The sequence below is a fragment of the Streptomyces sp. NPDC049915 genome, assembly GCF_040656475.1.
Taxonomy (GTDB): Bacteria; Actinomycetota; Actinomycetes; order Streptomycetales; family Streptomycetaceae; genus Streptomyces.
In genome coordinates this window covers 1-24948 of sequence record NZ_JBFAMH010000025.1, presented here as the reverse complement: position 1 = coordinate 24948, position 24948 = coordinate 1, and the positions used below count along the sequence as shown (strand labels likewise).

Annotated in this window: 27 protein-coding genes and 3 tRNA genes; 22 read left to right on the top strand and 8 right to left on the bottom strand. The window is 72.0% G+C overall.

From position 1 onward, the window contains the following. Positions 1-144: 144 nt before the first annotated feature. From AB0J12_RS31350 to AB0J12_RS31340, 3 genes are all read right to left on the bottom strand, one after another. Positions 145-858 (bottom strand): response regulator transcription factor, encoded by a 714-nt coding sequence (locus AB0J12_RS31350; RefSeq protein WP_363267942.1) that lies wholly within the window; start codon positions 856-858, stop codon positions 145-147. 165 nt (positions 859-1023) lie between these two features. Continuing rightward, the gene (locus AB0J12_RS31345) at positions 1024-2361 is read right to left on the bottom strand and encodes a sensor domain-containing protein (protein WP_363267940.1); all 1338 of its coding nucleotides are present in this window, start codon (positions 2359-2361) and stop codon (positions 1024-1026) included. Positions 2362-2531: 170 nt separating this feature from the next. After that, complete coding sequence (locus AB0J12_RS31340; RefSeq protein WP_363267938.1) at positions 2532-3752, bottom strand: sensor domain-containing protein; 1221 nt, start codon at positions 3750-3752, stop codon at positions 2532-2534. 240 nt (positions 3753-3992) lie between these two features. Here AB0J12_RS31340 and AB0J12_RS31335 point away from each other — a divergent pair, with 240 nt between their 5' ends. The 12 genes from AB0J12_RS31335 (at position 3993) to AB0J12_RS31280 (ending at position 15549) form a co-directional block, all read left to right on the top strand. Then, the gene (locus AB0J12_RS31335; protein WP_363267937.1) at positions 3993-4388 is read left to right on the top strand and encodes an NADH-quinone oxidoreductase subunit A; all 396 of its coding nucleotides are present in this window, start codon (positions 3993-3995) and stop codon (positions 4386-4388) included. Continuing rightward, the gene (locus AB0J12_RS31330; RefSeq protein WP_363267936.1) at positions 4379-5002 is read left to right on the top strand and encodes an NADH-quinone oxidoreductase subunit B family protein; all 624 of its coding nucleotides are present in this window, start codon (positions 4379-4381) and stop codon (positions 5000-5002) included. Before AB0J12_RS31335 ends, AB0J12_RS31330 begins: the two co-directional genes overlap by 10 nt. After that, positions 4999-6477, top strand: a complete 1479-nt coding sequence (locus tag AB0J12_RS31325) for an NADH-quinone oxidoreductase subunit C (RefSeq protein ID WP_363267935.1) — start codon at positions 4999-5001, stop codon at positions 6475-6477. The genes AB0J12_RS31330 and AB0J12_RS31325 overlap by 4 nt, the downstream gene beginning before the upstream one ends. Next, positions 6474-7442 (top strand): complex I subunit 1 family protein, encoded by a 969-nt coding sequence (locus AB0J12_RS31320; protein ID WP_363267934.1) that lies wholly within the window; start codon positions 6474-6476, stop codon positions 7440-7442. Before AB0J12_RS31325 ends, AB0J12_RS31320 begins: the two co-directional genes overlap by 4 nt. Before the next feature lie 2 nt (positions 7443-7444). Then, complete coding sequence (locus AB0J12_RS31315) at positions 7445-7990, top strand: NADH-quinone oxidoreductase subunit I (RefSeq protein WP_363267933.1); 546 nt, start codon at positions 7445-7447, stop codon at positions 7988-7990. Continuing rightward, complete coding sequence (locus AB0J12_RS31310) at positions 7987-8619, top strand: NADH-quinone oxidoreductase subunit J (protein WP_363267932.1); 633 nt, start codon at positions 7987-7989, stop codon at positions 8617-8619. Before AB0J12_RS31315 ends, AB0J12_RS31310 begins: the two co-directional genes overlap by 4 nt. Beyond that, positions 8619-9008, top strand: coding sequence for an NADH-quinone oxidoreductase subunit NuoK (gene nuoK, locus AB0J12_RS31305; protein ID WP_363267931.1), 390 nt, complete (start codon positions 8619-8621; stop codon positions 9006-9008). Before AB0J12_RS31310 ends, nuoK begins: the two co-directional genes overlap by 1 nt. Then, positions 9005-10999, top strand: a complete 1995-nt coding sequence (locus AB0J12_RS31300) for an NADH-quinone oxidoreductase subunit L (RefSeq protein ID WP_363267930.1) — start codon at positions 9005-9007, stop codon at positions 10997-10999. The genes nuoK and AB0J12_RS31300 overlap by 4 nt, the downstream gene beginning before the upstream one ends. Positions 11000-11005: 6 nt before the next feature. After that, entirely contained in the window at positions 11006-12580 is a 1575-nt protein-coding gene (locus AB0J12_RS31295; RefSeq protein WP_363267929.1) for an NADH-quinone oxidoreductase subunit M, read from the top strand. Continuing rightward, positions 12577-14112, top strand: a complete 1536-nt coding sequence (locus AB0J12_RS31290; RefSeq protein WP_363267927.1) for an NADH-quinone oxidoreductase subunit N — start codon at positions 12577-12579, stop codon at positions 14110-14112. The genes AB0J12_RS31295 and AB0J12_RS31290 overlap by 4 nt, the downstream gene beginning before the upstream one ends. A gap of 184 nt (positions 14113-14296) precedes the next feature. Then, positions 14297-15160, top strand: coding sequence for a zinc metalloprotease HtpX (gene htpX, locus AB0J12_RS31285; RefSeq protein ID WP_363267925.1), 864 nt, complete (start codon positions 14297-14299; stop codon positions 15158-15160). Continuing rightward, positions 15157-15549: a YccF domain-containing protein gene (locus AB0J12_RS31280; protein ID WP_363267924.1), complete on the top strand. Its 393-nt coding sequence runs from the start codon at positions 15157-15159 to the stop codon at positions 15547-15549. Before htpX ends, AB0J12_RS31280 begins: the two co-directional genes overlap by 4 nt. A 31-nt stretch (positions 15550-15580) precedes the next feature. Here AB0J12_RS31280 and AB0J12_RS31275 read toward each other — a convergent pair whose 3' ends face one another. Further along, positions 15581-16855 carry an APC family permease gene (locus tag AB0J12_RS31275; protein ID WP_363267923.1) on the bottom strand — a complete coding sequence of 425 codons (1275 nt, stop codon included), beginning with the start codon at positions 16853-16855 and terminating at the stop codon, positions 15581-15583. Positions 16856-17005: 150 nt separating this feature from the next. Here AB0J12_RS31275 and AB0J12_RS31270 point away from each other — a divergent pair, with 150 nt between their 5' ends. Continuing rightward, on the top strand, positions 17006-17272 hold the full coding sequence (locus AB0J12_RS31270; protein ID WP_363267922.1) for a GlsB/YeaQ/YmgE family stress response membrane protein: 267 nt from the start codon (positions 17006-17008) through the stop codon (positions 17270-17272). A gap of 81 nt (positions 17273-17353) precedes the next feature. Here AB0J12_RS31270 and AB0J12_RS31265 read toward each other — a convergent pair whose 3' ends face one another. Then, positions 17354-17842, bottom strand: a complete 489-nt coding sequence (locus tag AB0J12_RS31265; RefSeq protein WP_363267921.1) for a YajQ family cyclic di-GMP-binding protein — start codon at positions 17840-17842, stop codon at positions 17354-17356. A gap of 224 nt (positions 17843-18066) precedes the next feature. Here AB0J12_RS31265 and AB0J12_RS31260 point away from each other — a divergent pair. Then, a tRNA-Tyr gene (locus AB0J12_RS31260) sits at positions 18067-18148 on the top strand. A 138-nt stretch (positions 18149-18286) separates the two neighbouring features. On the opposite strand, the gene AB0J12_RS31255 is transcribed toward AB0J12_RS31260, so the two are convergent. Beyond that, entirely contained in the window at positions 18287-18565 is a 279-nt protein-coding gene (locus tag AB0J12_RS31255; RefSeq protein WP_363267920.1) for a hypothetical protein, read from the bottom strand. A gap of 94 nt (positions 18566-18659) precedes the next feature. Between AB0J12_RS31255 and AB0J12_RS31250 the strand changes: the two genes are divergently transcribed. Beyond that, positions 18660-18872, top strand: a complete 213-nt coding sequence (locus AB0J12_RS31250; protein WP_363267919.1) for a hypothetical protein — start codon at positions 18660-18662, stop codon at positions 18870-18872. 36 nt (positions 18873-18908) lie between these two features. On the opposite strand, the gene AB0J12_RS31245 is transcribed toward AB0J12_RS31250, so the two are convergent. Both AB0J12_RS31245 and AB0J12_RS31240 read right to left on the bottom strand, forming a co-directional pair. Next, positions 18909-19565: an SDR family oxidoreductase gene (locus AB0J12_RS31245; RefSeq protein ID WP_363267918.1), complete on the bottom strand. Its 657-nt coding sequence runs from the start codon at positions 19563-19565 to the stop codon at positions 18909-18911. 79 nt (positions 19566-19644) lie between these two features. Further along, a complete protein-coding gene (locus tag AB0J12_RS31240; RefSeq protein ID WP_363267917.1) occupies positions 19645-20886 on the bottom strand; it encodes an amidohydrolase family protein in 1242 nt (413 codons plus the stop codon). A gap of 212 nt (positions 20887-21098) precedes the next feature. On the opposite strand from AB0J12_RS31240, the gene AB0J12_RS31235 reads away from it, so the two are divergent. The 7 genes from AB0J12_RS31235 to AB0J12_RS31205 all read left to right on the top strand — a co-directional run bounded on the left by AB0J12_RS31235 (position 21099) and on the right by AB0J12_RS31205 (position 24713). Continuing rightward, positions 21099-21171 (top strand) — tRNA-Thr (locus AB0J12_RS31235). Positions 21172-21217: 46 nt separating this feature from the next. Next, positions 21218-21290: transfer RNA gene (locus tag AB0J12_RS31230), tRNA-Met, on the top strand. Between the two features lie 91 nt (positions 21291-21381). Further along, entirely contained in the window at positions 21382-21546 is a 165-nt protein-coding gene (gene rpmG, locus AB0J12_RS31225; RefSeq protein WP_003948671.1) for a 50S ribosomal protein L33, read from the top strand. Between the two features lie 120 nt (positions 21547-21666). Then, positions 21667-22119 carry a MaoC family dehydratase N-terminal domain-containing protein gene (locus AB0J12_RS31220; protein WP_363267916.1) on the top strand — a complete coding sequence of 151 codons (453 nt, stop codon included), beginning with the start codon at positions 21667-21669 and terminating at the stop codon, positions 22117-22119. Positions 22120-22127: 8 nt separating this feature from the next. Continuing rightward, positions 22128-22556: a MaoC family dehydratase gene (locus AB0J12_RS31215; RefSeq protein WP_363267915.1), complete on the top strand. Its 429-nt coding sequence runs from the start codon at positions 22128-22130 to the stop codon at positions 22554-22556. A gap of 152 nt (positions 22557-22708) precedes the next feature. Next, positions 22709-23269 carry a helix-turn-helix domain-containing protein gene (locus AB0J12_RS31210; RefSeq protein ID WP_363267914.1) on the top strand — a complete coding sequence of 187 codons (561 nt, stop codon included), beginning with the start codon at positions 22709-22711 and terminating at the stop codon, positions 23267-23269. 49 nt (positions 23270-23318) lie between these two features. Further along, the gene (locus AB0J12_RS31205) at positions 23319-24713 is read left to right on the top strand and encodes a DHA2 family efflux MFS transporter permease subunit (protein ID WP_363268037.1); all 1395 of its coding nucleotides are present in this window, start codon (positions 23319-23321) and stop codon (positions 24711-24713) included. Positions 24714-24948 lie beyond the last annotated feature (235 nt).

Sequence of the window (24948 nt, the reverse complement as noted above, 5' to 3'; positions counted from 1 at the left end):
CCCAGGATCAACCCTACGTCTGTAAGGGTCGCCTTCCCTTGACTTTTCGCATGGTGGTCACCCGACCGCCCTGCTGCCGCTGCCGCCGGCCGTGCGCGTCACAGCTCCGGGTTCCCCCACCCGTGGCGCTGTCCCGGGCGGTGCTCAGGAGTTCAGATACGTCAGCACGGCGAGCACCCGGCGGTGGTCGCCCTGGCTCGGGGACAGGCCGAGCTTGAGGAAGATGTTGCTGACGTGCTTCTCCACCGCGCCGTCACTGACGACCAGCTGCTTGGCGATGGCCGAATTCGTACGCCCCTCGGCCATCAGCCCGAGGACCTCCCGCTCCCTCGGAGTGAGCCCGGCGAGGACGTCCTGCTTGCGGGAGCGGCCCAGCAACTGGGCGACGACCTCGGGATCGAGGGCCGTACCGCCGTCGGCGACGCGCACCACCGCGTCCACGAACTCGCGCACCTCGGCCACGCGGTCCTTGAGCAGATAGCCGACGCCGCGGCTCGAACCGGCCAGCAGCTCGGTGGCGTACCGCTCCTCGACGTACTGCGACAGCACCAGCACCCCGAGCCCGGGATGCGCCTTGCGCAGCTGTACGGCGGCCCGTACGCCCTCGTCGGTGTGGGTGGGCGGCATCCGTACGTCCGCGACGACGACGTCGGGCAGCGCGCCCTCCGCGTACAGCTCGGCGATGGTCTTCACCAGCGCCTCGGCGTCCCCCACACCGGCGACGACGTCGTGCCCGCGGTCGGTGAGCAGCCGCGTCAGCCCCTCCCGCAGCAGCACCGAGTCCTCGGCGATGACCACCCGCACCCTGACCTCCACGACGCCGTTCCCCCCACACTGCGCGACAACAGGGCCCAGCATTCCACCAACGGCGGCGAACCGCGGACGCGGCAGGGCGCGGAGGGGGGACGGGTGTCGGATTCCGGCCGGGGAGGCGGGTGCCGCGAAGGGGCGGGGTGCCGGCGGGCGGGGCTCAGAGGTACGGGACCGGCCCGGCTGGGAGGTGGCCTGACGGCCGTCGGGGGCTCAGTGGGTTCGCCAGGGGAGTGCCGCCGTGATGCGGGTCGGGCCGCCGGGCGGGGAGTCGACGACGAGGATGCCGTCGACCGCGTCGAGACGTTCGGCCAGGCCGGTGAGACCGGAGCCGGGGGTGGGGACCGCGCCGCCGGCCCCGTCGTCCGTGACCTGGAGCATCAGCCGGTCCTGCGCCCGCCACACATCGACCGTGGCGGACCTCGCCCCGCTGTGCTTGCCGATGTTCTGCAGCAGCTCGCAGACCGTGAAGTAGGCGATGCCCTCGATCGCGGGGGCCGGCCGTGACGGCAGGTCCACCTCCACCCGCACCGGCACCGCGGACCGGGAGGCCACGGCGGACAGCGCCGCGTCCAGCCCGCGGTCGGTCAGCACCGCCGGATGGATGCCGCGCGCCAGGTCCCGCAGTTCCTGCAGCGCCGTCTTCACCTCGCCGTGCGCCTCGTCCACCATTCGCGCGGCCGCCCGCGGGTCCTCCCGCAGCTTCTCCTTCGCCAGCCCCAGATCCATGGCCAGGTTCACCAGCCGGGCCTGCGCCCCGTCGTGCAGATCACGCTCGATGCGCCGCAGATCGGCCGCCGCCGTGTCCACGACCATCCCGCGGTCCGACTCCAGCTCCACCACCCGCGCCCCCAGCCGCGACGGGCCGAGCAGCCCGTGCACCAGCAGCCGGTCCACCGTGGTCAGCGCCCGCACGATCCACGGCGTGGCCATCGTGAACAGCGCCCCCACCAGCACCGTCACGGTGATCTCGAAGGGGTTGTCGAGGTAGACGCGGTGGTGCTCGTCGCCGTACAGCTGCAGGCCGCCCTGCCCGGCGTACATCGGGAAGACCCAGAACCACAGCGGGTACGTCAGCATCGCCCAGCCGTACGCCCAGAACGCCAGCGCCACGCAGAAGGAGAACACCGCCCAGGGGAACTGCAGCACGGCGTACAGCAGGTGCCGCCAGGACGCGCCGCTCTTGAGGATCGCGCCCATCCAGCCCATCAGGCCGTCCTTGCGGGGCCGCAGCGGCTCCGGGTCGGCCACCTCCACACCGAGCAGCCCGCGCGCCCGCGCCCGCTCCAGCGCGCCGAATCCCCGGCAGCCGGCGAGCGCCGCCGCCAGCACCGGGACGCCGAGGAACGTCACCAGCAGGCCGGCCCCGAGGGAGACCATCGTGACCGCGAAGACGAACAGCACGATCCCGATCGGCAGGCCCAGCAGCACATACCCCAGCTCACGCATGCTGCGCCTCTCGAACGGCGCCCGCAGCGCCGCGGGCATCCGGTGCCGCCGGGTGCCGTCGTCGTACCCCGCCCGGTAGCGCTCTCGGTACTCCATGGCCATCGCTGTCCGTCCGTTCCTGTTCGCGGCCGCCGTCCGGCTGCACGCCCTGTCACCTGCCTCCAGCCTGCTGCGCCGCAGGTCGGCGGACCATGGAGGCCGTCGGCGTCCTGTCCGGGGGGTTTTCCCCACCTCGGGAGCGGGCGTTCTCCCGCCTCACCGGCGCGTGCGCCTCAGGAGCGGCCGTCACCATCCGTGCGGTCGCGCCACGGCAGCTCCGCCGTGACCGTCGTCGGACCGCCGGGCGGGGAGTCGACGACGAACAGGCCGTCCACGGCGTCCAGCCGCTCCGCCAGCCCCCGCATCCCACTGCCGCGGTCCGGCGACGCGCCGCCGCGGCCGTCGTCCCACACCTGGATCAGCAGCCGGTCGTCGGACCGCCACACCTCCACGGTCGCGGACCTCGCCCCGCTGTGCTTGCTGATGTTCTGCAGCAGCTCGGACACCGTGAAGTAGGCGATGCCCTCGATCGCGGCGGCCGGCCGCGACGGCAGCTCGGCGGTCACCTTCACCGGCACCGTGCACCGGGACGCCACGGACGACAGGGCCGCGTCCAGCCCGCGGTCGGTCAGCACCGCCGGATGGATGCCGCGCGCCAGGTCCCGCAGTTCCTGCAGCGCCAGCTTCACCTCGCCGTGCGCCTCGTCGACCATCGCGGCCACGTGCTCGTCGGCCTGGCCCTCCAGCAGTTTCTCCTTCGCCAGGCCGAGCCCCATGGCCAGGTTCACCAGCCGGGCCTGCGCCCCGTCGTGCAGATCGCGCTCGATGCGCCGCAGATCGGCCGCCGCCGTGTCCACGACCACCCCGCGGTCCGACTCCAGCTCGGCGATACGGCGCTCCAGCTCGTCCGAGGGCGACAGCAGCCCGCGCACCAGCGCCCGGTCCACGTTGCTCATCCCGCGCGCCAGGAACGGCAGCACCGGCCACAGCACGAACAGCGAGGTGAGCGTCACCGTGAACGTGACGATGCCCCACGGCAGCCGGACCAGGTCGTACAGCGCCGTCCGCCAGGCCACCGAGTCCTTCAGCACCATCCACATCCGGCCGAAGAAGCCGTCCGCACGGTGCAGCGGCAGCCGGCTCGGCTCCTCCACCCGCACCCCCAGCAGCGCCCGCGCCCGGGCCCGTTCGAACCGTCCCATCAGCCGCGCGCCCATCAGGGCCAGCGCCAGCAGCGGGAAGCCGATCACGGTGATCGTCAGCGTGCCGCTCACCAGCAGCACGGTCATGACATAGACGAAGCCGATCAGCGTCAGCGGGAGGTTCGCCAGGAGATGGGCGATCTCCTTCCAGGTGCGCGCGTCATAGGCGAGGCGGGCCGGCGGCGGACGGTCGTCGTCGGCCGACGGGCGGCCAGGGTCGGCCGGTCGGCGAGCGGGGTCGGTTGCGGTCATATGGGTCAGCGTGCCGCGCGCCGCCCTGCCGCGCCATGAGGTCGCCCGGCCTCGCTCCGGTGGGGAAAACCCCACCCTCCCCGCGGGCCGCGCGTCTCAAGACGTGACGGGCTGCTTACCGCCTCTTTATCAGGGCCTAGACTCCCGTGCGTACAGATCGTCGAACACTGTCGGCCACTGCCGACGGTCGTCGAAAGCCGAGAAACGCGAAACGCGAAGCCAGGGAGCGAGGAGACGGACGTGCGGGAAACCACCGTCGTCGTCGCGGCGGACTACTTCCACTCCTATTCGGTCGTGGGACTGCTCGCCGTGGTCGGCGTGCTCTTCGTCGCCGTCGCCTTCGGGGCGGGCCGCCTGCTGCGGCCCGTCGTGCCCACGCCCGAGAAACTCCTGACGTACGAGTGCGGCGTGGACCCCGTCGGCGAGGGCTGGGCGCACACCCAGGTCCGCTACTACGTCTACGCGTTCCTGTACGTCATCTTCGCCGTTGACTCGATCTTCCTCTTCCCCTGGGCGACGGTCTTCGCCGCGCCCGGCTACGGCGCGGCCACCCTGGTGGAGATGTTCATCTTCCTCGGTTTCCTCGCCGTGGGTCTGCTGTACGCGTACAAGAAGGGCGTCCTGGCATGGACGTGAACCCGGCTGTCCCGGAGCCTGCTGTCCCGGAGCCCGTGCTGCTTCCCGAGCCGAAGAGGCTGGGCGCGCTCGCCCGCCTGGCCCCCGAGCCGATGAAGGTGGTCCTGAACTGGGGCCGCCGCTACTCCCTGTGGGTGTTCAACTTCGGCCTGGCCTGCTGCGCGATCGAGTTCATCGCCGCGTCGATGTCCCGCCACGACTTCATCCGGCTCGGCGTCATCCCGTTCGCCCCGGGCCCCCGCCAGGCCGACCTGATGGTCGTCTCCGGCACGGTCACGGACAAGATGGCCCCGGCGGTCAAGCGCCTGTACGAGCAGATGCCCGAGCCGAAGTACGTCATCTCCTTCGGCGCCTGCTCCAACTGCGGCGGCCCGTACTGGGACTCCTACTCCGTCACCAAGGGCGTCGACCAGATCATCCCCGTCGACGTGTACGTCCCCGGCTGCCCGCCGCGGCCCGAGGCGCTGCTCCAGGGCATCCTCAAGCTCCAGGAGAAGATCGCCCGCGAGTCCCTCGGCGAGCGCTACGGCCACGGCGCCTCCCGTCCCTCGCCGGCGGCTCTGCAGAGCGGCCTGGTGCGGCCGCCGCAGTCCGCGCAGGAGGAGGACCGATGAGCGCCGGCACGGTCGGCTGGCTGCCCGCCGACGCCGAGGAGCTCTTCGGTACGGCGGCGACGGCCGAGGAGTCGTACGACGTTCTGACCGTCGACGTCCCGCCGGAGTCCTGGCTCGCGGCGCTGACGACGGCCCGCGACCGGCTGGGCTGCACCTACTTCGACTGGCTGAGCGCGGTCGACGAGCCCGGGGTCGGCTTCCGTATCGCCGTGCACGTGGCGGCGCTGGGCCCGGTGCGGCGCCTGCTGGTGCGCACGACCGTGCCCCACGACGCCCCGGTGCTGCCGTCGGCCGTCGCGGTGTACGCGGGCGCCGCCTGGCACGAACGCGAGACGCACGAGATGTTCGGCGTCGGCTTCGAGGGCCACCCGAACCTCGACCACCTGCTGCTCCCCGACACCTTCGAAGGCCATCCGCTGCGCAAGGACTTCGTCCTGGCCGCCCGGGTCGCCAAGGCCTGGCCCGGCGCCAAGGAGCCGGGGGAGTCCGAGCACGGCGGGCCCAAGCGCCGCCAGATGCTGCCGCCGGGCGTCCCCGACCCCAACGAGTGGGGCCCGCTCAAGGGCCAGCTCCCCCCGGCCCCAGCCCGCCCGGCCCGAACGGGGCGTGCCGCGGGTGCGGGTGCGGGTACGGGTACGGGTTCGGCCGGTGCGGGGCGCGCTGCGGGTGCCGCCGGTGCCGGCCGTGCTGCGGCTGCGGCGGGGGAGCGGCCGGCGCGCCGCATGCGCACGGCGTCCGAGGGCTCGGCGAGCCAGGCCGCGGCAGGTACTCCGGAGACGGCGGGGACCGACGTCCCGGAAGCCGCCTCCGCAGCGTCTGCCCGCCCGCGCCGGACGCGTAGCGCGAGCGAGGGCTCAGCGAGCCAGGCCGCGCCACGTCCGGCGGAGCAGGACGGCGACAACGCCGTCGCCGGGCCCGCGGACGCGGCGACGCGCAAGCAGGACGCGGCCGAGGGTGACGCCTCCCGCGCGGCGGCGGAGGGCCCGGCCGCCGAGGCCTCGGTGGCGCATGAGCCCGGCCGGGCACCGGCCCGCCCGCGCCGGGCACGCAGCGCCTCGCAGGGCTCGGCCTCCCAGCAGACCGAGGCCGAGCAGCCCACGCCGCAGGAGCCCACGGCGACAGAGTCCACGGCACCTGAAAGCCCCGTCCGGCCCGGCCGCCGGAGCTCGGACGCCCCGTGGCACCACGCCCGCCCGGCCTTCGACGAAGCGGAGACGCAGCGCGCGCCGGAGACGCAGCCGGCGTCGGCGCCCGAGCCCGAGCGGGAGACCCAGCCCAAGCCGGCGCCCGAGCCCGAACCGGCGACCGAGCCGGCCGGCGACGACGCGGGCCCGGCCGGCAAAGCCGCCCCCGGTACCGGCGACGGAGCCGAAGCCGGTAAAACCGGCGGCGCCGACGAACCCCAAGACACCCAAGACGCCCGCGACCCCCACGACACCGAAGACCCCCACGACCCCGCAGGAGGCCCGCAGTGAACGGCGCTCTCGACGTCGCCCTGCGACTCGTGGTCGTCTTCGTCGTCTTCCTCACCTTCCCCCTCATCGTGGGGCAGACCGAACACAAGGTCATGGCCCACATGCAGGGCCGCCTCGGCCCGATGTACGCCGGCGGCTTCCACGGCTGGGCGCAGCTGATCGCCGACGGCGTGAAGTTCGCGCAGAAGGAGGACGTCGTCCCCGCGGGCGCCGACCGCCGTATCTTCCAGCTCGCGCCGGCCGTCGCCCTGCTGCCGTATCTGCTCGTCCTGCTGGCCATCCCGATCGGCCCGGGCGAGGGCGCGGTCGGGCAGGCGCTGGACGCCGGTGTCTTCTTCGTCCTCGCCGTGATGGGCGTCGGCGTGCTCGGCTCCCTCATGGCCGGCTGGGCCAGCGCGAACAAGTTCTCCCTGCTCGGCGGCCTGCGCACCGCCGCCCAGCTGCTGGCCTACGAACTGCCGATGCTGCTCACCGCCGCCTCCGTGGCGATGGCGGCCGGCACGGTGTCCATCCCCGGCATCCTCGACGCGTTCGAGTGGTGGTGGCTGCCCTGGCAGATCGTCGGCGCGATCGTCTTCTTCGTCGCCGGCCTCGCCGAGCTGCAGCGGCCCCCGTTCGACATGCCCATCGCCGACTCGGAGATCATCTTCGGCGCGTACACCGAGTACACCGGCCTGCGCTTCGCCCTGTTCCTGCTCGCCGAGTACGCCGGGATCATCGTCCTGTGCGGCCTGACCACCGTCCTCTTCCTCGGCGGCTGGCACGGTCCCTGGGGCGCCGACGGCCTGGGCTGGGTGTGGACCCTGCTGAAGACCGCGGTTCTCGCCTTCCTCGTGATCTGGCTGCGCGTCACCTATCCGCGGCTGCGCGAGGACCAGCTCCAGAAGTTCTCCTGGACCCTCCTCGTCCCCCTCTCCCTCGCTCAGATCGCCCTCACCGGCATCGTCAAGGTGGTGATCCAGTAGCTATGGCTATTCCCGGCAGCGGCCTGGCAAAGGGCCTGGCCGTCACCCTGCGCACGATGACGAAGAAGCACGTCACCGAGCAGTACCCGGACGCCCAGCCCGAGCTGCCGCCGCGCACCCGCGGCGTGATCGGCCTGTTCGAGGAGAACTGCACGGTCTGCATGCTCTGCGCCCGTGAGTGCCCCGACTGGTGCATCTACATCGACTCCCACAAGGAGACGGTCCCCCCGGCCACCCCCGGCGGCCGCGAGCGCAGCCGCAACGTCCTCGACCGGTTCGCGATCGACTTCTCCCTGTGCATGTACTGCGGTATCTGCATCGAGGTGTGCCCTTTCGACGCGCTGTTCTGGTCCCCGGAGTTCGAGTACGCCGAGACCGACATCCGCGACCTCACCCACGAGCGCGACAAGCTGCGCGAGTGGATGTGGACCGTCCCGGCCCCGCCCGCCCTGGACCCGGGCGCCGAGGAGCCGAAGGAGTTGTCGGCCGCCCGCAAGAGCGCCGAGAAGCTGGCCGCCGCACAGCAGACGCAGGAGGGAGAGTCGTGATCCTCGCCGCCGAGGCGGTCGCCGCTTCCCACGGTTTCCTCTCCCCGACCGGCGTGGAGATCGCCTTCGTGCTGGTCGGCCTGTTCACCTTCGGCGCCGCGCTCGTCACCGTCACCACCCGGCAGCTCGTGCACGCCGCGCTGTGGCTCGTCGTCACCCTCGGCGGCCTCGCCGTCGAGTACCTGCTGCTGACGGCCGAGTTCATCGCCTGGGTGCAGGTCCTGATCTACGTCGGTTCCGTCGTCGTCCTCCTGCTTTTCGGTCTGATGCTCACCAGGGCCCCCATCGGCCGCTCCCCGGACGCCGACTCCGGCAACCGGTGGGCCGCCCTGACCGTGGCCGTGGCTGCCGCCGCCGCCCTGGTCTGGGTGGTCGTCGACGCCTTCCGCACCACCTGGATCGACCTGGACGGCCCCGCCGCCGGCTCCACCGAGGTCACCGGCGCGAGTCTGTTCCAGAACTGGGTGCTGCCCTTCGAAGCCCTCTCCGTGCTCCTCCTCGCCGCACTCGTCGGAGCGATCGTCCTGTCCCGCAAGGCGAAGGCGAACGCCGAGGCGGTGGCGGACGCGGCGGCGGAGGCCGGCACCGATGCCTCCCGCGCCACGGCTGCCGGGAAGGAAGGCGCCTGATGCACCTCGCCTGTCCCGCCGTCCTGTCCGCTCTCCTCTTCTGCACCGGCCTGTACGGCGTCCTCGCACGCCGCAACGCGATCCTGGTGCTGATGTCGGTCGAGCTGATGCTCAACGCCGTCAACCTCAACCTGGTCGCCTTCGACGTGTGGCTGTCCAAGGCCGCCGAGGAGACCCTGCACTCCGGGCAGGCCCTGACCCTGTTCACCATCGCCATCGCCGCCGCCGAGATCGGCATCGGCCTGGCGATCGTCCTGGCCGTCCACCGCAACCGCGGCACCTCCGACATCGACCGGCTCCGCGACACCGCCGAGGGCCCCGAGCCCGACGGCACCCGCGGCGACGCCCTCACGGCCGACGCGACCGAGAAGGCTGAGGCCACCGCGTGACCACGACCTCCCTCGCCGTCCTCGTCCCCCTCCTGCCGTTCCTCGGCGCCGCCGCCGGCCTGCTGTTCGGCCGCACCGCACCCGGGTTCGTCCGCCCGTTCGCGATCCTGCCGACCCTCGCCGCCCTGGCGCTGGCCGTCGCGGTCGCCGCGGAGCAGGGCGGGGGCGCCGCGATCGACGCCGCCACCGAGCTGACCCCGACCGGCTCGGTGCCGATCGAGCTCGCGCTGCACATCGACGGCTTCGCCGCGCTCGTCGCCGTCCTTGTCGGCGTCGTCGCGACCTGCGTGCAGATCTACTCCACGGGCTACCTGCGCGACGACCCGCGCTACGCGTCGTACGCCGCCCTGGTCTCGCTGTTCACCTCCGCGATGCTGCTGGTCGTCTACTCCGGCGACCTGATCGTGCTGCTGGTCGGCTGGGAGGTCATGGGCATCTGCTCCTACTTCCTGGTCGGCCACTACTGGGAGACCCCCGAGGCGCGCGCTGCCTCGATCAAGGCCTTCCTGGTCACCAAGCTCGGCGATGTCCCCTTCCTGATCGGCCTGTTCGTCCTCGCCGGTGACACCGGCTCCTTCCGGATCACCAGGATCCTCGGCGCGGTCGCGCACGGCGGCCTGGACCACCCCACGCTGATCGCCCTGCTGCTCCTGGCCGGCGTGGCGGGCAAGTCGGCGCAGTTCCCGCTGCACACCTGGCTTCCCGACGCGATGGCGGGCCCCACGCCCGTCTCCGCGCTGATCCACGCGGCGACGATGGTCGCCGCCGGTGTCTACTTCATCGCCCGGCTCCTCCCGGTCTTCGAAGCCTCCCAGGCCGCGATGGTCGTCCTCGCCGTCATGGCCGCCGTGACGATGGCCGGCTCCGGCCTCGCCGCGCTCGCCCAGGACGACATCAAGCGCGTCCTCGCCTACTCGACGATCGGCCAGCTCGGTTACATGACCGGCGCCCTCGCCGTCGGCGACCGCGGTGCCGCCGTCTTCCACCTCCTGTCGCACGGCGCGTTCAAGGCGCTGCTGTTCCTCGCCGCCGGTGCGGTCATCCACGCCGCCGGCACCAACTCGCTGGCCGCCATGTCCCGCATGGGCCACCTGCGCGACCGCGTCCCCGACGCCTACTGGACGATGACCGTGGCGCTCCTCGCGCTCGCCGCGATCCCGCCCTTCAGCGGCTTCTTCTCCAAGGAGACGGTCCTCGGCGCCGCCGAGCACGTGGTCACCGGCCACACCGAGCACGCCCCCGGCGCCGCCGGCTGGATCGTCCTCGTCGCCGGTCTGGTCACCGCCCTGCTCACCGCCGCTTACACGACGCGGCTGTGGCTGCTGGCCTTCCGGGGCCACGGCACCGAGGCCCCGGACCACGGCCGCCAGCCGCTGACCATGACCGTCGTGCTGTGGGTGCTCGCCGTGCCCTCCCTCGCGCTGGGCGGGCTCGCCTACCGGCTGCTGCCCGACTGGTTCGACGGACTCTCCCTCGCCCCGGCCCTGACCACCTCCGTCCTCGGCACCGGCGTGGCCCTGGTCGGCGGCCTCCTCACCTACGCCGCCTGGCGCCACACCACCGCACGCGCCGCCCGCGTCCCCCTCGGCGCGGTCGCCGCCCACCCCGAGGGCGACGCCGGTCTCGTCGAGGCCGAGGCCATCGCCACCCACACGCCGGCCTACGGGGACATCGCCCACGCCCCCGACCCGGCCGACCCCGGACGCCTGCTGCTCGGCCCGCTGCACCGGCACGCGGCCGGCGGCTTCCACCTCGACGCCGTGTACCACGCGCTGTTCGTGCGCCCGGTGCAGGCCGGGGCGAGCCTCGTCAGGTTCCTCGACCGGGAGGTCGTCGACACCTACGTGCGCGGTGCGGGAGCCCTACCCAGCTGGCTCGGGGCCGCCGTGCGGCGCGCCCAGACCGGCAATGTGCAGACCTATGTGAGCGCGCTGCTCGCCGGCACCGTCGTCCTCGCGGTCGCCGCCGTCCTCGTCGCCACGGGAGCGTGAGCAGGCGTGATCGATATCAACGAGTCCGTGATGCAGTTCCTTCTGGCATTCGTCGTCGTCGGCCCGCTCCTCGGCGCCGTCGCCGCTCTCCTGCCGGCCCCGCCCGGGCTGAAGGGGAAGTCCCCGGAGCAGGCCGTGCTCCGCCACGGTGTGACCGTGACCGGCGTGGTCCTCATCGCCGCGATCGTCCTGGCGCTCGGCTTCGACCACGACCACCCGTCGAAGATGCAGGCCGGCACAGACATCAGCTGGATCCCCGCACTCGACGTGCGCATCCACCTCGGCATCGACGGCATTTCCCTCCCCCTTCTGGTCCTGACCGCGCTGCTGACCTTCCTCAGTGCGCTGTACTCCTACTTCAAGCTGCCCGCGGGCCCGTCCCCGAAGGCCTTCGTCGCCCTGATCCTGGTCCTGGAGTCCGGCACCCTCGCCACCTTCGCCGTCCTCGACCTGATCCTGTTCTTCCTCGCCTTCGAGATGGTCCTGATCCCCATGTACTTCCTCATCGCCCGCTGGGGCGGCGAGGGCCGGGCCACTGCGGCGTGGAAGTTCATCCTGTACACGCTGCTCGGCTCGGTGGTCATGCTGCTCGGCCTGCTCCTGATCGGCCTGCGAGCGGGCACCTTCGACATGGTGGCACTCGCCACTGACAACGGCCGGTCACTGACCACGTCCGTGCAGGTCATCGCCGTATTGGCGATCGGGATCGGGCTCGCCGTGAAGACGCCGATGTGGCCGCTGCACAGCTGGCTGCCCGACGCGCACACTGCGGCGCCGACCGTCGGCTCGGTCCTGCTGGCCGGTGTCCTGCTGAAGATGGGTACATACGGGTTCGTCCGGATTCTGTTGCCGATCGCCCCGGACGGCATGCACACCTTCGCGCCCTACCTCGCCGCCTTCGCCGTCGTCGGGATCATCTACGGATCCCTCGCCTGCCTGGCCCTCGCCAAGCAGGGTGCGAAGGGCGACCTCAAGCGGCTGATCGCCTACTCCTCCGTCGGCCACATGGGCTTCGTCCTGCTCGGCATCGCCACCATGACCCCGACCGGCGTCAACGGCGCCCTGTTCGCCAACATCGCCCACGGCCTCATCACCGGCCTGCTCTTCTTCCTGGTCGGCGCGTTGAAGGACCGCACCGGCACCACCGACCTGGACACCCTGGCCGAGGGAACCGGCGCCGCGCTCTACGGCAAGGCCCCCCGCCTCGGCGGCCTGCTCGCCTTCGGCGCGGTCGCCTCGCTCGGACTGCCGGGCCTGGCCGGGTTCTGGGGCGAGATGCTCTCGCTGTTCGGCGCGTTCAAGCCGGCCGCCGACCTCAGCCGGCCCGCCTTCCTCACCTTCATGGCGATCGGCGCGTTCGGCACCCTGCTGACGGCCGCGTACATGCTCGTCGTGGTCCGCCGCGTCTGCATGGGCGCCGTACCCCAGGACACCCCGAAGCTCGCCGACGTCACGTCGTACGAGTTCGCGGCCTGGACCCCACTCGTCGTCCTCACCGTCGTCGCGGGCCTGTGGCCCAAGGCCCTGCTCGGACTGACCGACCCGGCCGTGCAGCAGCTCCTCGCAGGAGGCACCCGATGAGCTCCCCGGCCCAGCCGCTCGCCCAGCCCCTGGCGGAGTCCGTCGTCCAGTCCGTCGACTGGCTCGCGATCGCGCCGCCCACCCTCACGGCCGTCGTCGGGCTGGCCGTCCTCGTCGCCGACCTGTTCGTGCCGGACGCGAAGAAGGCCGTCCTCGGCTGGATCTCCGTGGCCGGACTGGCCGCCTCCGCGCTCCTGCTGCTGCCGATCCTCGACGGTGACCGGTCCACCTTCTGCCTGCCCACCCGGCAGGACGCGTGCAGCTACACGGCGGACCGCTTCACCCTCGTCATCCAGCTGCTCGTCCTCGGCGGCGCCCTGCTGGCCGCGCTGCTGTCGGTCACCGCCCTGAAGGACGCCCGCAAGGACATGCCCGAGGGCGAGTACTGGTTCCTGCTGCTGTCCTCCGCCGCGGGCGCCGCCCTGCTGCCCGCCTCCCGTGACCTCGCGACCCTCATCGTCGCCCTGGAGGTCGCCTCCCTGCCCGCCTTCGCGCTCGTCGGCCTGCGCCACGGCGACAAGCGGTCCTCCGAAGCGGCCCTGAAGTTCTTCCTGTCGTCGGTCACGGCCACCGCCGTCAGCCTCATGGGCGTCAGCTTCCTGTACGCCACGACCGGCACCCTCTACCTCACCCAGATCGCCGACCGCATCCAGCACGTCGACGGCCAGCTGCACACCCTCGCCCAGACCGGCGTCGTCCTCACCCTCGTCGGCTTCGCGTTCAAGACCGCGGCCGTCCCCTTCCACTTCTGGGTGCCCGACACCTACGTCGGCGCGCCCTTGCCGATCGCCGCCTATCTGTCGGTCGTCGGCAAGGCCGTCGGCTTCTCCGGCCTCATCCTCGTCACCGTCGTCGCCCTCCCGTCGTACGCCGACGCCTGGGGCCCGGCGCTGGCCGTGCTCGCGGCTCTCACCATGACCGTCGGCAATGTCGGCGCCCTGCGCCAGCAGGCCACGCGCGCGTACAGCGCCGTACGACTGCTCGCCTGGTCCTCCGTCGGCCAGGCCGGCTACCTGCTGGTGCCGATCGCCGCGGCGGCCTACACGGACGACCCCGCGCACTCGATCGGCTCCACGGTCGCCTACGCCCTCATGTACGGCGCGGTGAACCTCGGCGCCTTCGCCGTGGCCGCCCTCGTGGGCCGTACGCGCGCGTCGAACCGCGTCGCGGACTACCGCGGCCTGTACGCCACCAATCCGCTCACTGCCCTGCTGCTGGCCTTCTTCCTGCTGTGCCTGGCCGGCCTCCCGCCGGGCATCATCGGCCTGTTCGCCAAGGTCACCGTCTTCTCCGCGGCCGTCGACGCCGGCCTCGGCTGGCTCGCGGTGATCATGGCCGTCAACGTGGTGATCGCGCTGTTCTACTACCTGCAGTGGACGGCCCTGCTGTTCCGCGCCCCCGAGGGCGAGCCCGCCCGGCACCGCCTTCCGGCCCCGCTCACCGCGGCGCTCGCCCTCACCGCGGTCGTCGCCGTGGCGCTCTCCGGCGCACCGCAGCTGGTCCTGCACTTCGCGGACACGGCGCTCTTCTGACGGTGCCGCGGGGGTCCCTCACCCGAGCGGCGCAGGGACCCGCGCGATCACCGGGGAACTGGCGGCCCTCGCCTGGCGTTGACCAGTGCGGGAGGGTCCACTGAACGTGACACCACGACCTCAGTGGATACCGCAGATCAGCAAGGCAAAGGGTTCCCCTGCCGCACCACTTGGAGGGTGTACCGTGCACCGCCGGCACAACGGGCTCAGGACGGCAGTACTCCTCGGGGGGCTGTCCGCACTCATCATCGGCATCGGCAGCTTCTTCGGCCGTACGGGCCTGATCGTGGCCGTTGTGGTGGCACTGGGCACCAACGCGTACGCGTACTGGAACAGCGACAAGCTGGCCCTGCGCGCGATGCGGGCCCGCCCGGTCAGCGAGTTCGAGGCGCCGGGGCTCTACCGCATGGTCCGCGACCTGTCCACGCAGGCCCGCCAGCCCATGCCGCGCCTCTACATCTCGCCCACCGAGGCGCCCAACGCCTTCGCGACCGGCCGCAACCCGCGCAACGCCGCCGTGTGCTGCACGGAGGGCATCCTGCGCCTGCTCGACGACAGAGAGCTGCGCGGCGTCATCGGCCACGAGCTCAGCCATGTCTACAACCGCGACATCCTGATCTCGTCGGTGGCCGGCGCGCTCGCCTCGGTGATCATGTTCCTGGTGAACTTCGCCTGGCTCATCCCCATCGGCCGTTCGGACGACGACGAGGGCCCCGGCCTGCTCGGCATGCTGCTGATCATGATCCTGGGCCCGATAGCCGCCGGCCTCATCCAGCTCGCCATCAGCCGCTCCCGGGAATACGAGGCGGACGCGTCCGGCGCCCGCCTCACCGGCGACCCGCTTGCCCTCGCCGGCGCGCTGCGCAAACTGGAGATGGGCACCCAGCAACTGCCGCTGCCGCCCGAGCCGCGCCTCGAGACGGCGAGCCACATGATGATCGTGAATCCCTTCCGCGCAGGTCAGGGACTGTCCAAGATGTTCTCCACCCACCCGCCGATGGCGGACCGTATCGCCCGGCTCGAGAAGATGGCAGGTCGCCCGCTGTGAGAACCATTCTGAACGTCATCTGGCTGGTCCTGAGCGGCTTCTGGCTGTTCCTCGCCTATCTCGTCGCCGGCGTGCTGCTCTGCATCACGATCATCGGCATCCCGTTCGGGATCGCGGCCTTCCGCATCGGCGTCTACGCGCTGTGGCCCTTCGGTTACACCACCGTGGAGCGCGGTGACGCGGGCGCGCCCTCCTGCGTCGGCAACGTCCTGTGGCTGATCCTCGCGGGCTGGTGGCTGGCCATCGGACACATCGTCACGGGCATCGCCCTGTGCGTCACGATCATCGGCATCCCGTTCGGCGTCGCCAACTTCAAGCTGATCCCGGTCTCCCTGTTCCCGCTGGGCCGGGACATCGTCCGCACGGACGAGCCGTTCGCCGCGCGCTGACGAGGGCCGGGCACGGCCGGCCGTACGCGGATCACGCGCAGCGCGACCGGCGCCGCACCGCATACGCCCCCGCACCCACCGCCAGGACGCCCGCGCCGATGGCCACGGACAGGCCCGGCAGGGCGAAGGCCAGGGTCGCGCAGCCCGCGAGACCCACGGCAGGCACCACGCGCGTGTGCCACGCCGATGTCAGCGTCCAGGCCGAGGCATTGGCGACCGCGTAGTACGCGAGAACGCCGAACGACGAGAAGCCGATCGCGCCGCGTACGTCCACCGTGGCGGCCAGCATCGCCACCACCGCTCCCACCGCCACCACCGCTCCCACGGCCGGCTCCGCCCGGTGCGGCACCTGGAAGCGCGGATGGACGGCCGCCAGCACGCCCGGCAGATGGCGGTCCCGGGCCATCGCCAGCGTCGTCCGCGACACACCCAGGATCAGCGCGAGCAGCGAACCCAGCGCCGCCACGGCCGCCCCCGCCCGCACCACGGGTGCCAGCCCCGGCACGCCCGCCGCCCGCACCGCGTCGGCCAGCGGCGCGCCCGCCTCACCCAGCCGGTCCGCGCCCAGTACGGCCAGGACGGCGACCGCCACGCACGCGTAGACGGCCAGGGCGATGCCCAGCGCCAGCGGGATCGCCCGCGGAATGGTGCGCGCCGGATCGCGTACCTCCTCACCCAGGGTGGCGATCCTGGCGTACCCGGCGAAGGCGAAGAACAGCAGCCCGGCCGCCTGCAGCACCCCGCCCGCCCCGTCCGAGGCGCCGACGTCCAGCCGCCCCGCGTCCGCGGCCTCCGACCCCAGACAGGCGACGACCACACACGCCAGCACGGCCAGGACGACCGCCACGATCACCCGGGTCAGCCACGCCGACTTCTGCACACCGCCGTAGTTCACGGCGGTCAGCGCCACGGCGGCCGCGACCGCCACGGCGTGCGCCTGCCCGGGCCACACATATGTGCCCACGGTCAGCGCCATCGCCGCGCACGACGCCGTCTTGCCGACCACGAACGACCAGCCCGCGAGGTAACCCCAGAACGCGCCCAGCCGCTCCCTGCCGTACACGTACGTGCCGCCCGAGGCCGGATAGCGGGCCGCCAGCCGCGCCGAGGACAGGGCGTTGCAGCAGGCGATGACCGCGGCGAGGGCGAGACCGAGCAGCAGGCCGTATCCGGCGGCGCGCGCGGCGGGACCGAGGGCGGCGAAGATGCCCGCCCCGATCATCGAGCCGAGCCCGACGACCACGGCGTCCCCGACGCCGAGGGTGCGCCGCAGTTCGCCGCCGACGGACGGTCCGGGCTGTGTCATGGCCCGCACCCTACTGATCGGCGCAACCATCGGACGTCCGCGTGACGTCCTGTTCATCAACGACGCACGAACACGCGCACGAGGCCCGTCAGGACGAAGATCACAGGACCCGGACAGGGCCGGCGCGGCGCGGAAGGGCAGGATCACGGCATGGGAATCATCAGCTGGATCATCCTCGGCCTGCTGGCCGGAGCCATCGCCAAGTTCCTGCTGCCGGGGCGCGACCCGGGCGGCTTCGTCGGCACCACCCTCATCGGTGTCGCGGGCGCCTTCATCGGCGGCTGGATCTCGGCCCGCTGGCTGGACCACCCGATCGCCAAGGACTTCTACGACGGCGCCACATGGGCGGCGGCCATCGGAGGTTCGCTGGTCCTGCTGATCGCCTACCGCATCCTGTTCGGCAACTCGCGCGACTGACGCCCGTCGTCGGCGCGAAGGGCGGGCAGCGCGAAGGGTGGGCCGTGAGGGAGCCCACCCTTTGTCATGCCGTCGGCGGTCCTACCGGTAGTTCACGAACTGCAGCGCGAAGTCGAAGTCCTTGCCCTTCAGCAGCGCGATGACGGCCTGCAGGTCGTCACGGCTCTTGGAGGTGACCCGCAGCTCGTCCCCCTGGACCTGCGCCTTGATGCCCTTCGGGCCCTCGTCGCGGATGATCTTCGCCACCTTCTTGGCGTTGTCCTGCGAGATGCCCTCCTGGATCTCCGCGAAGATCTTGTACTCCTTGCCGGACAGCTGCGGCTCGCCCGCCTCCAGGGCCTTCAGCGAGATGCCGCGCTTGATCAGCTTGGACTGGAAGACGTCGAGGACAGCGTTCACCCGGTCCTCGGAGTTCGCCTCCATGAGGATCTTGTCACCGGACCACGAGATCGAGGCACCCACGCCCTTGAAGTCGTAGCGCTGCGAGATCTCCTTGGCGGCCTGGTTGAGGGCGTTGTCGACCTCCTGCCGCTCGACCTTCGAGACGATGTCGAAACTGGAGTCGGCCATGTCCTGTGGCTCCTTGTATCGGGGTGCGAAAGGGGTGCGTGTCGGCGTCCGTGGGGCTGCCGCCGAGCCCGGCGTGGATCCCGGGCCGCATCCCGACCAGCCTAGTCACCCCGCCCTGCGCGGGTGGTCATCAATCGGGTGGCGAAGCACCCCTGTGCATCGGGTATTGTTTACGTCGTTGCCGGGGAGCAGCGCCGAAAGGCGGCTCGAAGGCAGCATCACCCGGCGGTGTGCCCGAGCGGCCAAAGGGAGCAGACTGTAAATCTGCCGGCTCAGCCTTCCCAGGTTCGAATCCTGGCGCCGCCACGCTGAGGGAGACCCCCCTCGTTCTGCTGAAAAGCAGCGCGAGGGGGGTCTCGCCGTTTCGGCGACTCGGGTGGGGCGTCCGGGTCAGCTTCGGGAGGGCGAACCGCGTGGGCGGCCCGCCTTCTCCTGGAGTGGCGCTCAGCCGCCGTCCGTGGGTTCGGTCGACGCCTTCTTCACCTCCGCCTCGACCTCGTTGCGCATCCGGCCCTCGTCCTTGGCGAACTCGGACACCGATGCCTGCACGTCGCGCGCGAGGTCCCGCCAGGCGCGCCAGGCCGTCTCGTACGTCGAGGTCTGCTCCTGCGTCCACGGGGCCGCCGTGGGCGGGCCGTAGGCCTCGCGCAGCTCGAGCACGCGCGTGTGCGCCTCGTTGGCCGCGCGTTGTTTCTCCACGAGCTCGCCGAAATTGTGTGCCACGTACGAAGGCTAAGGAGACGGCGGGGATTTTGCGCGCCGAGCCGGGCGCGCCGCGCGGAACGTCGTTGTCAGTGGTCCCCGGCACACTGGTCGCATGTCCAGCCGTCGCAGACACTGCCCGGAGTGCCGTCGCGAGATCGCCGTCGTGGCGGGACGCTACGCCCGGCACGACCCGCCCGGCACGCGGGAGAGCGGCGCGCTCGTCTCGTGCCCGGGCTCGCGCAGACCGGCGCAACTGGGTGCGGCGCAGCCGACCTTGGACGGATACGCCGTCCCGGAGTTCCCGGGCCAGCTGCCGTTGTTCTGACCGGCTGCCCTCGTTCCGACGGCGGCTGTCGGTCCCTCAGTTGCCCGCCACCGACTTCACCGCCACCGACACCGGTGCCGATCCGCTCACCAGTTCCAGGGTCAGGCCCGCCGTCGCCGGGGTGTCCACCAACTCCGCCAGTACGGCGGCCACGTCGTCGCGGGGGACCGGGCCGCGGCCGGTGTGTGCCTCCAGGCGGACCAGGCCGGTGCCGGCGTCGTTCGTCAGTGAACCGGGGCGCAGGATCGTCCAGTCCAGGGCGTCAAGGCCGCGCACGTGGTCGTCCGCCTCGCCCTTGGCGCGCAGGTAGACGTCGAACACTTCGTCGCCCTGGTGCCGGGCGTCCGCGCCCATCGACGACACGACCACGAACCGTCGTACGCCCGCCCGGACCGCGGCGTCCGCGAAGAGCACCGCCGCGCCCTTGTCCACCGTTTCCTTGCGGTCCGCCCCGCTGCCCGGGCCGGCGCCGGCGGCGAACACCGCCGCGTCCGCGCCCCGCAGCGCGTCCGCGACCTGCTCCACGGACGCCGACTCCAGGTCCAGCAGGACCGGTTCGGCGCCCGCCGCCCGCAGATCGCCGCCCTGTTCGGCCTTGCGGATCAGTCCCGCGGCCTCGTACCCGCGCGCGGCGAGCAGCCGCTCCAGCCGCAGCGCGATCTGACCATGACCACCAGCGATGACAATGCGCATGTCTTCGACCGTACGCCTGGTGGGTGACGGGTGCCCGCGGCATCGGGCGCGTCGGTGGCCGCGCCCGGCGCGGCGGGTGTCAGGACAGCTCCGTGCGGCCCTGGCGGGGCAGGTCCAGGTCCGCTGCCGTGGAGTCGCAGAACTCCCTGACCGCGCTGGTGCGCGACACCACCCGGCCCCGGTGGATCACGATGCGGCTGTAGGCCAGGGACAGGGCCGAGGCGAGGCGGTCTGCGCGTAGGGCCAGGAGTTCGGCCGGGAAGCCGGCCTCCACGCGTACCCCGGGCAGGCCGAGCACTGCGCGGGAGGCGGCGCTGACGGCGTCGTAGGCCTCCTCGGGGCGCAGGCCGTGGCGTGAGGCCAGCAGGTAGGCGGCCTCCAGCGGGTCGCCGCGGCCGACCGGGTTGGAGACGTCCCGCAGCGCGCCGCTGCCGGCCGCCACGTGGACGCCTGCGGCGCGCAGGAGGCGTACGGGCGCCGTGTCGCGCCCCTGGGCGCCCGGGCAGCCGCCCTGGGGCAGGCAGACGACGGCGACGCCGGCCGCGGCGAGCTGGTCCGCGGTGCGGGCGGCCGCCTCGGTGGGCAGCCGGTCCAGGCCGCCGCACGGGCCGAGGGTGACGCCGGGGCGCAGGCCGCCCGCCATGGCCGCGAGCCGGGCCAGGCGTGCCGGGTCGGCGGCGTCGGTGTGCAGGTCGACCGGGCAGCCGTGCTCGGAGGCCACCTCCAGGACGGCCTCCACGTAGCCCGTGGGGTCCGGGTCGAGGTCGGGGCAGCCGCCGACGACCGAGGCGCCCATCTTCATCGCGTCGCGGAGCATGGCGAGCCCGTCGGCCCCGGCCCGGCCCGTCAGCACGCGCGGTACGGCCACGGTGGTCAGCTCGGTGAGCCCGCGCAGCGCCCGGCGTGCCTGGAGGACCGCGCCCAGCGCGCCGAGCCCCTGCACGTCGCCCACGCGCACGTGGGCGCGCAACGCGGTCGCGCCGTGGCCGAGCTGGAGGAGCGCGGCCTCGGTGGCGCGCCGCTGGACGTCCTCGGGGTCGGACGAGGCCGGGCCGTCGTCGTCGGCCGACATCGCGGTGTCGGCGTGGATGTGCGGCTCGGCCGGGGCCGGCAGCAGCAGGTAGCCGCGCAGGTCCACGCGCGTGCCCCGGCACCGGGTCTCCGCCGCGAGGCTCCCGGCGGTGCCGACGGCCTCGATGCGCCCGCCGCACAGTCGTACGTCGACCTGCCGCCCGTCGGTGAGCCGTGCTCCGCACAGCAGCAGGCCCTGCTCGGCAGGTCCCGAGGACGGGGTCGACTGCGTCGGCTGGCTGTCGGGCATCGCGCTCCAGGGGCTCGTCGGACCGCGCGCGGCGGCGCAAGATCACACAGAGTGAGTCGAGCCTAGGGCGGCGGCCCGCGCACGTCAGGGAGGAGCGCAATAGTCGTACCGGCTGTGGTCCGCGCTCGGGAGGGGCTGCTGGGACCCGTGAGGGGGCCGGAGGAATCGGATTTGGGCGAACGGCGGGCGACCGTGTAATGTCTTCCTCGCTCGCCCCAATAGCTCAGTCGGCAGAGCGTCTCCATGGTAAGGAGAAGGTCAACGGTTCGATTCCGTTTTGGGGCTCTGGTGAGAGAGGTTCTCGTCGCGAGGCGGGAATCGATCGCACCGCAGCGGTGTAGCTCAGTCGGTAGAGCAAGCGGCTCATAATCGCTGTGTCACCGGTTCAAGTCCGGTCACCGCTACTCCAAGTAGCCGATTGGTGGGTCGGTCCGTCGATCGGCTACTCTTCATGTGCATTAATTTCTAGTCACCCGTTCGTCAAGGAGCACTCCTGTGGCTGCCACCGACGTCCGCCCGAAGATCACGCTGGCCTGCGTGGAGTGCAAGGAGCGGAACTACATCACCAAGAAGAACCGGCGTAACAACCCGGACCGTCTTGAGATGAAGAAGCACTGCCCGCGTTGCAACGCGCACACCGCGCACCGCGAAACGCGATAAATCAGGCTCGTACACGAGGCCGCCCCCGAGACATTGGGGGGCGGCCTCGCGTCGTTTCGTCACTGCGGCGAACGTTCGTTGTTCACACCAGGAGTGATTCACACCAGGAGGTGCCGGGCCATGGCGCTCGACCAGTCCTTCGTGGGGCGGACCTACCCGCCCACCGAGCCCTATGAGGTGGGCCGGGAGAAGATCCGGGAGTTCGCGGAGGCGGTGGGGGACACCAATCCGGCGTACAGCGACCCGGAGGCCGCCAAGGCGCTCGGTCACCCGGATGTGATCGCTCCGCCGACCTTTGTGTTCGCCATCACCTTCAAGGCCGCCGGGCAGGTCGTCGCCGACCCGCAGCTCGGCCTGGACTACAGCCGGGTGGTGCACGGGGACCAGAAGTTCGCCTACCGGCGCCCGGTGCGGGCCGGTGACCGGCTCACGGTCACCTCGACCATCGAGGCGATCAAGTCGATGGCAGGCAACGACATCCTGGACGTCCGCGGCGAGGTCCACGACGAGGCCGGGGAGCACGTCGTGACCGCCTGGACCAAGCTCGTGGCCCGCGCGGCCGAGGAGGTGTGACGAGAGCCATGGCGGCGAAGATCGCTTACGACGACGTCGAGGTCGGCACCGAGCTGCCGGCCCAGACCTTCCCCGTGACCCGCGCCACGCTCGTGCAGTACGCGGGCGCCTCCGGGGACTTCAACCCGATCCACTGGAACGAGAAGTTCGCTAAGGAGGTCGGCCTCCCGGACGTCATCGCACACGGCATGTTCACCATGGCCGAGGCGATCCGGGTGGTCACCGACTGGGTCGGCGACCCGGGCGCGGTCGTCGAGTACGGCGTCCGCTTCACCAAGCCGGTCGTCGTGCCCAACGACGAGCAGGGCGCCACGATCGAGGTCAGCGCCAAGGTCGCCGCCAGGCTCGACGACCAGACCGTGCGCGTGGACCTCACGGCCACCAGCGCAGGCCAGAAGGTCCTCGGCATGTCCCGCGCCGTGGTCCGCCTGGCCTGAGCCAATGCACCACTCACGTAAGGGGCGCTCTCCACAGCGGAGCGCCCCTTACGCGCGTCTGTGACACCAGGGCCACGGTGCCGATGCTGCACGAGGGCGCATGCGTACCGGGTCCTTGACTTAGTTAGTGATTGAGTACTAACTTACGTCGCATGGTCAGGATGAGCGCAGAAGAGCGTCGGGAGAGCGTCATCCGGGCGGCGACCGCCGAGTTCGCCCGGGGTGGGTATCACGGCACCTCGACGGAGGCGATCGCCAAGCGGGTCGGGGTGTCGCAGCCGTATCTCTTCCGGCTGTTCCCCGGCAAGCGGGCGATCTTTCTCGCCGCGGCCGAGCGCTGTGTCGAGGACACCATCCGGACCTTCGAGGAGGCGGCCGAGGGCCTGAAGGGCGAAGAGGCCGTGGCTGCCATGGGCCGGGCCTACCGGCAGGTCATCGCCGATCATCCCGAGCGGATGCAGATGCAGATGCAGATGTACCTCGCGGTCGCCGCCGCCGAGGCCGACGGCGATCACGAATTCGGTGAGGCCGTACGGCAGGGCTGGATGCGGCTGTGGGACACCGTGCACCTGCCTCTGGGCGCGGACGCCGGCGAGACGACGGCCTTCATGGCGAACGGCATGCTCATCAACTGCCTCGTGGCGATGGGTTTCCCCGCCGACCATCGCGTGTGGGCGGGACTGGCGCTGCCCGGCGGCCGGACGGCGTGCTGACGGAAGCGGCCAAGGAGGCCGGCTTCCCACCCGGGGCACCGTCTGGGCCCTGGTCATCACCAGCGTCGCCGGATTCATGGCGGCCCTCGACAACCTCGTCGTCACCACCGCGCTGCCCTCGATCCGCGACGACCTCGGCGGCGGGCTGGGCGACCTCGAATGGACGGTCAGCGCCTACACACTCACCTTCGCCGTCCTGCTGATGTTCGGCGCGGCCCTCGGTGACCGCTTCGGGCGCCGCAAGCTCTTCCAGATGGGCATCACCGTCTTCACCGTCGCCTCCGCGGCCGCGGCCATGGCTCCGGGCATCGGCGCGCTGATCGCCGCCCGGGCGGTCCAGGGCGTGGGCGCGGCGATCATGATGCCGCTCACCCTGACCCTGCTCACGGCCGCCGTACCCGCCGCCAAGCGCGGCATGGCGTTCGGCATCTGGGGCGCGGTGAACGGCCTCGCCGTCGCGTCCGGGCCGCTGATCGGCGGCAGCCTGACCGAGCACATCTCCTGGCACTGGATCTTCTGGCTGAACGTCCCCCTCGGCATCGCCCTGCTGCCCCTCGCCCGCCTGCGCCTCACCGAGTCCTACGGCACGGGGGCACCGCTCGACTTCCCCGGCACGCTGCTCGCCAGCGGCGGCCTGTTCGGGATCGTCTACGGCCTGGTCCGCGGGCCCGCCGACGGCTGGACCAGCACCCTCGTCCTCCTCGGTCTGATCGCGGGCGGAGCGCTGCTGGCCGGTTTCGTGCTGCACGGCACGCGGGCGAAGAATCCGATGCTGCCGATGCGGCTGTTCCGTTCGCGGGCGTTCTCGGGGATCAACGCGGCGAGCATGCTGATGTTCCTGGGCATGTTCGGGTCGATCTTCCTGCTCAGCCAGTACATGCAGGGCGTGCTCGGTTACTCGCCGACCGAGGCGGGGCTGCGGATGCTGCCGTGGACCGGCATGCCGATGCTCGTCGCGCCGGTCGCCGGGATCCTGGCCGACCGGATCGGCGGCCGGCCGGTCGTCGCGGTGGGCCTCTTCCTCCAGGCCGCGGGGCTCGGCTACCTGGCCTTCGCGTCCACGGCCCACGCGTCGTACGCCGCCCAGCTGCCGGGGCTGATCCTCAGCGGTATCGGCATGGCCCTCTTCTTCGCCCCGGCATCGCATCTGGTGATGTCCAGCGTCCGGGCGGCCGAGCAGGGGATCGCCTCCGGGGCGAACAACGCGCTGCGGGAGGTCGGGGGCGCGCTCGGGGTCGCGGTGATGTCGTCCATCTTCTCGGCGCAGGGGGGTTACGAGTCGGCGCAGGCCTTCGTCGACGGGTTGCGGCCGGCGGTGTTCACGGGGGCGGGGGTCGTTGCACTGGCGGGTGCGGCAACGCTGATGATCCCTCGCCGCCGCCACACCACGCCGGAGCCGTCGGCCCTGGGCAAGCCCCGCACATTGGAAACGTCGACCCGCTGACGTCGGCCTACGGCGGGCGGCCGGGGGTTGGGTGCGTGGCCCGGCGCTGACGGGGTTGCCGCCCCCGCCCACCCGTGCCGCCTGGCAGCTGCTTCCGCGTGCCAGCCCCCTGCTAAGGCGATGACGGCCGGTACCCGCCGACGGCGGGAAGGGGACGGGGTGGGGGGTGTCCGCCCGCAGCGGCCGGCACCGGCACAGGGCGCCCCTCGTCGGAAACGGGCGGCCGGACCGAGGA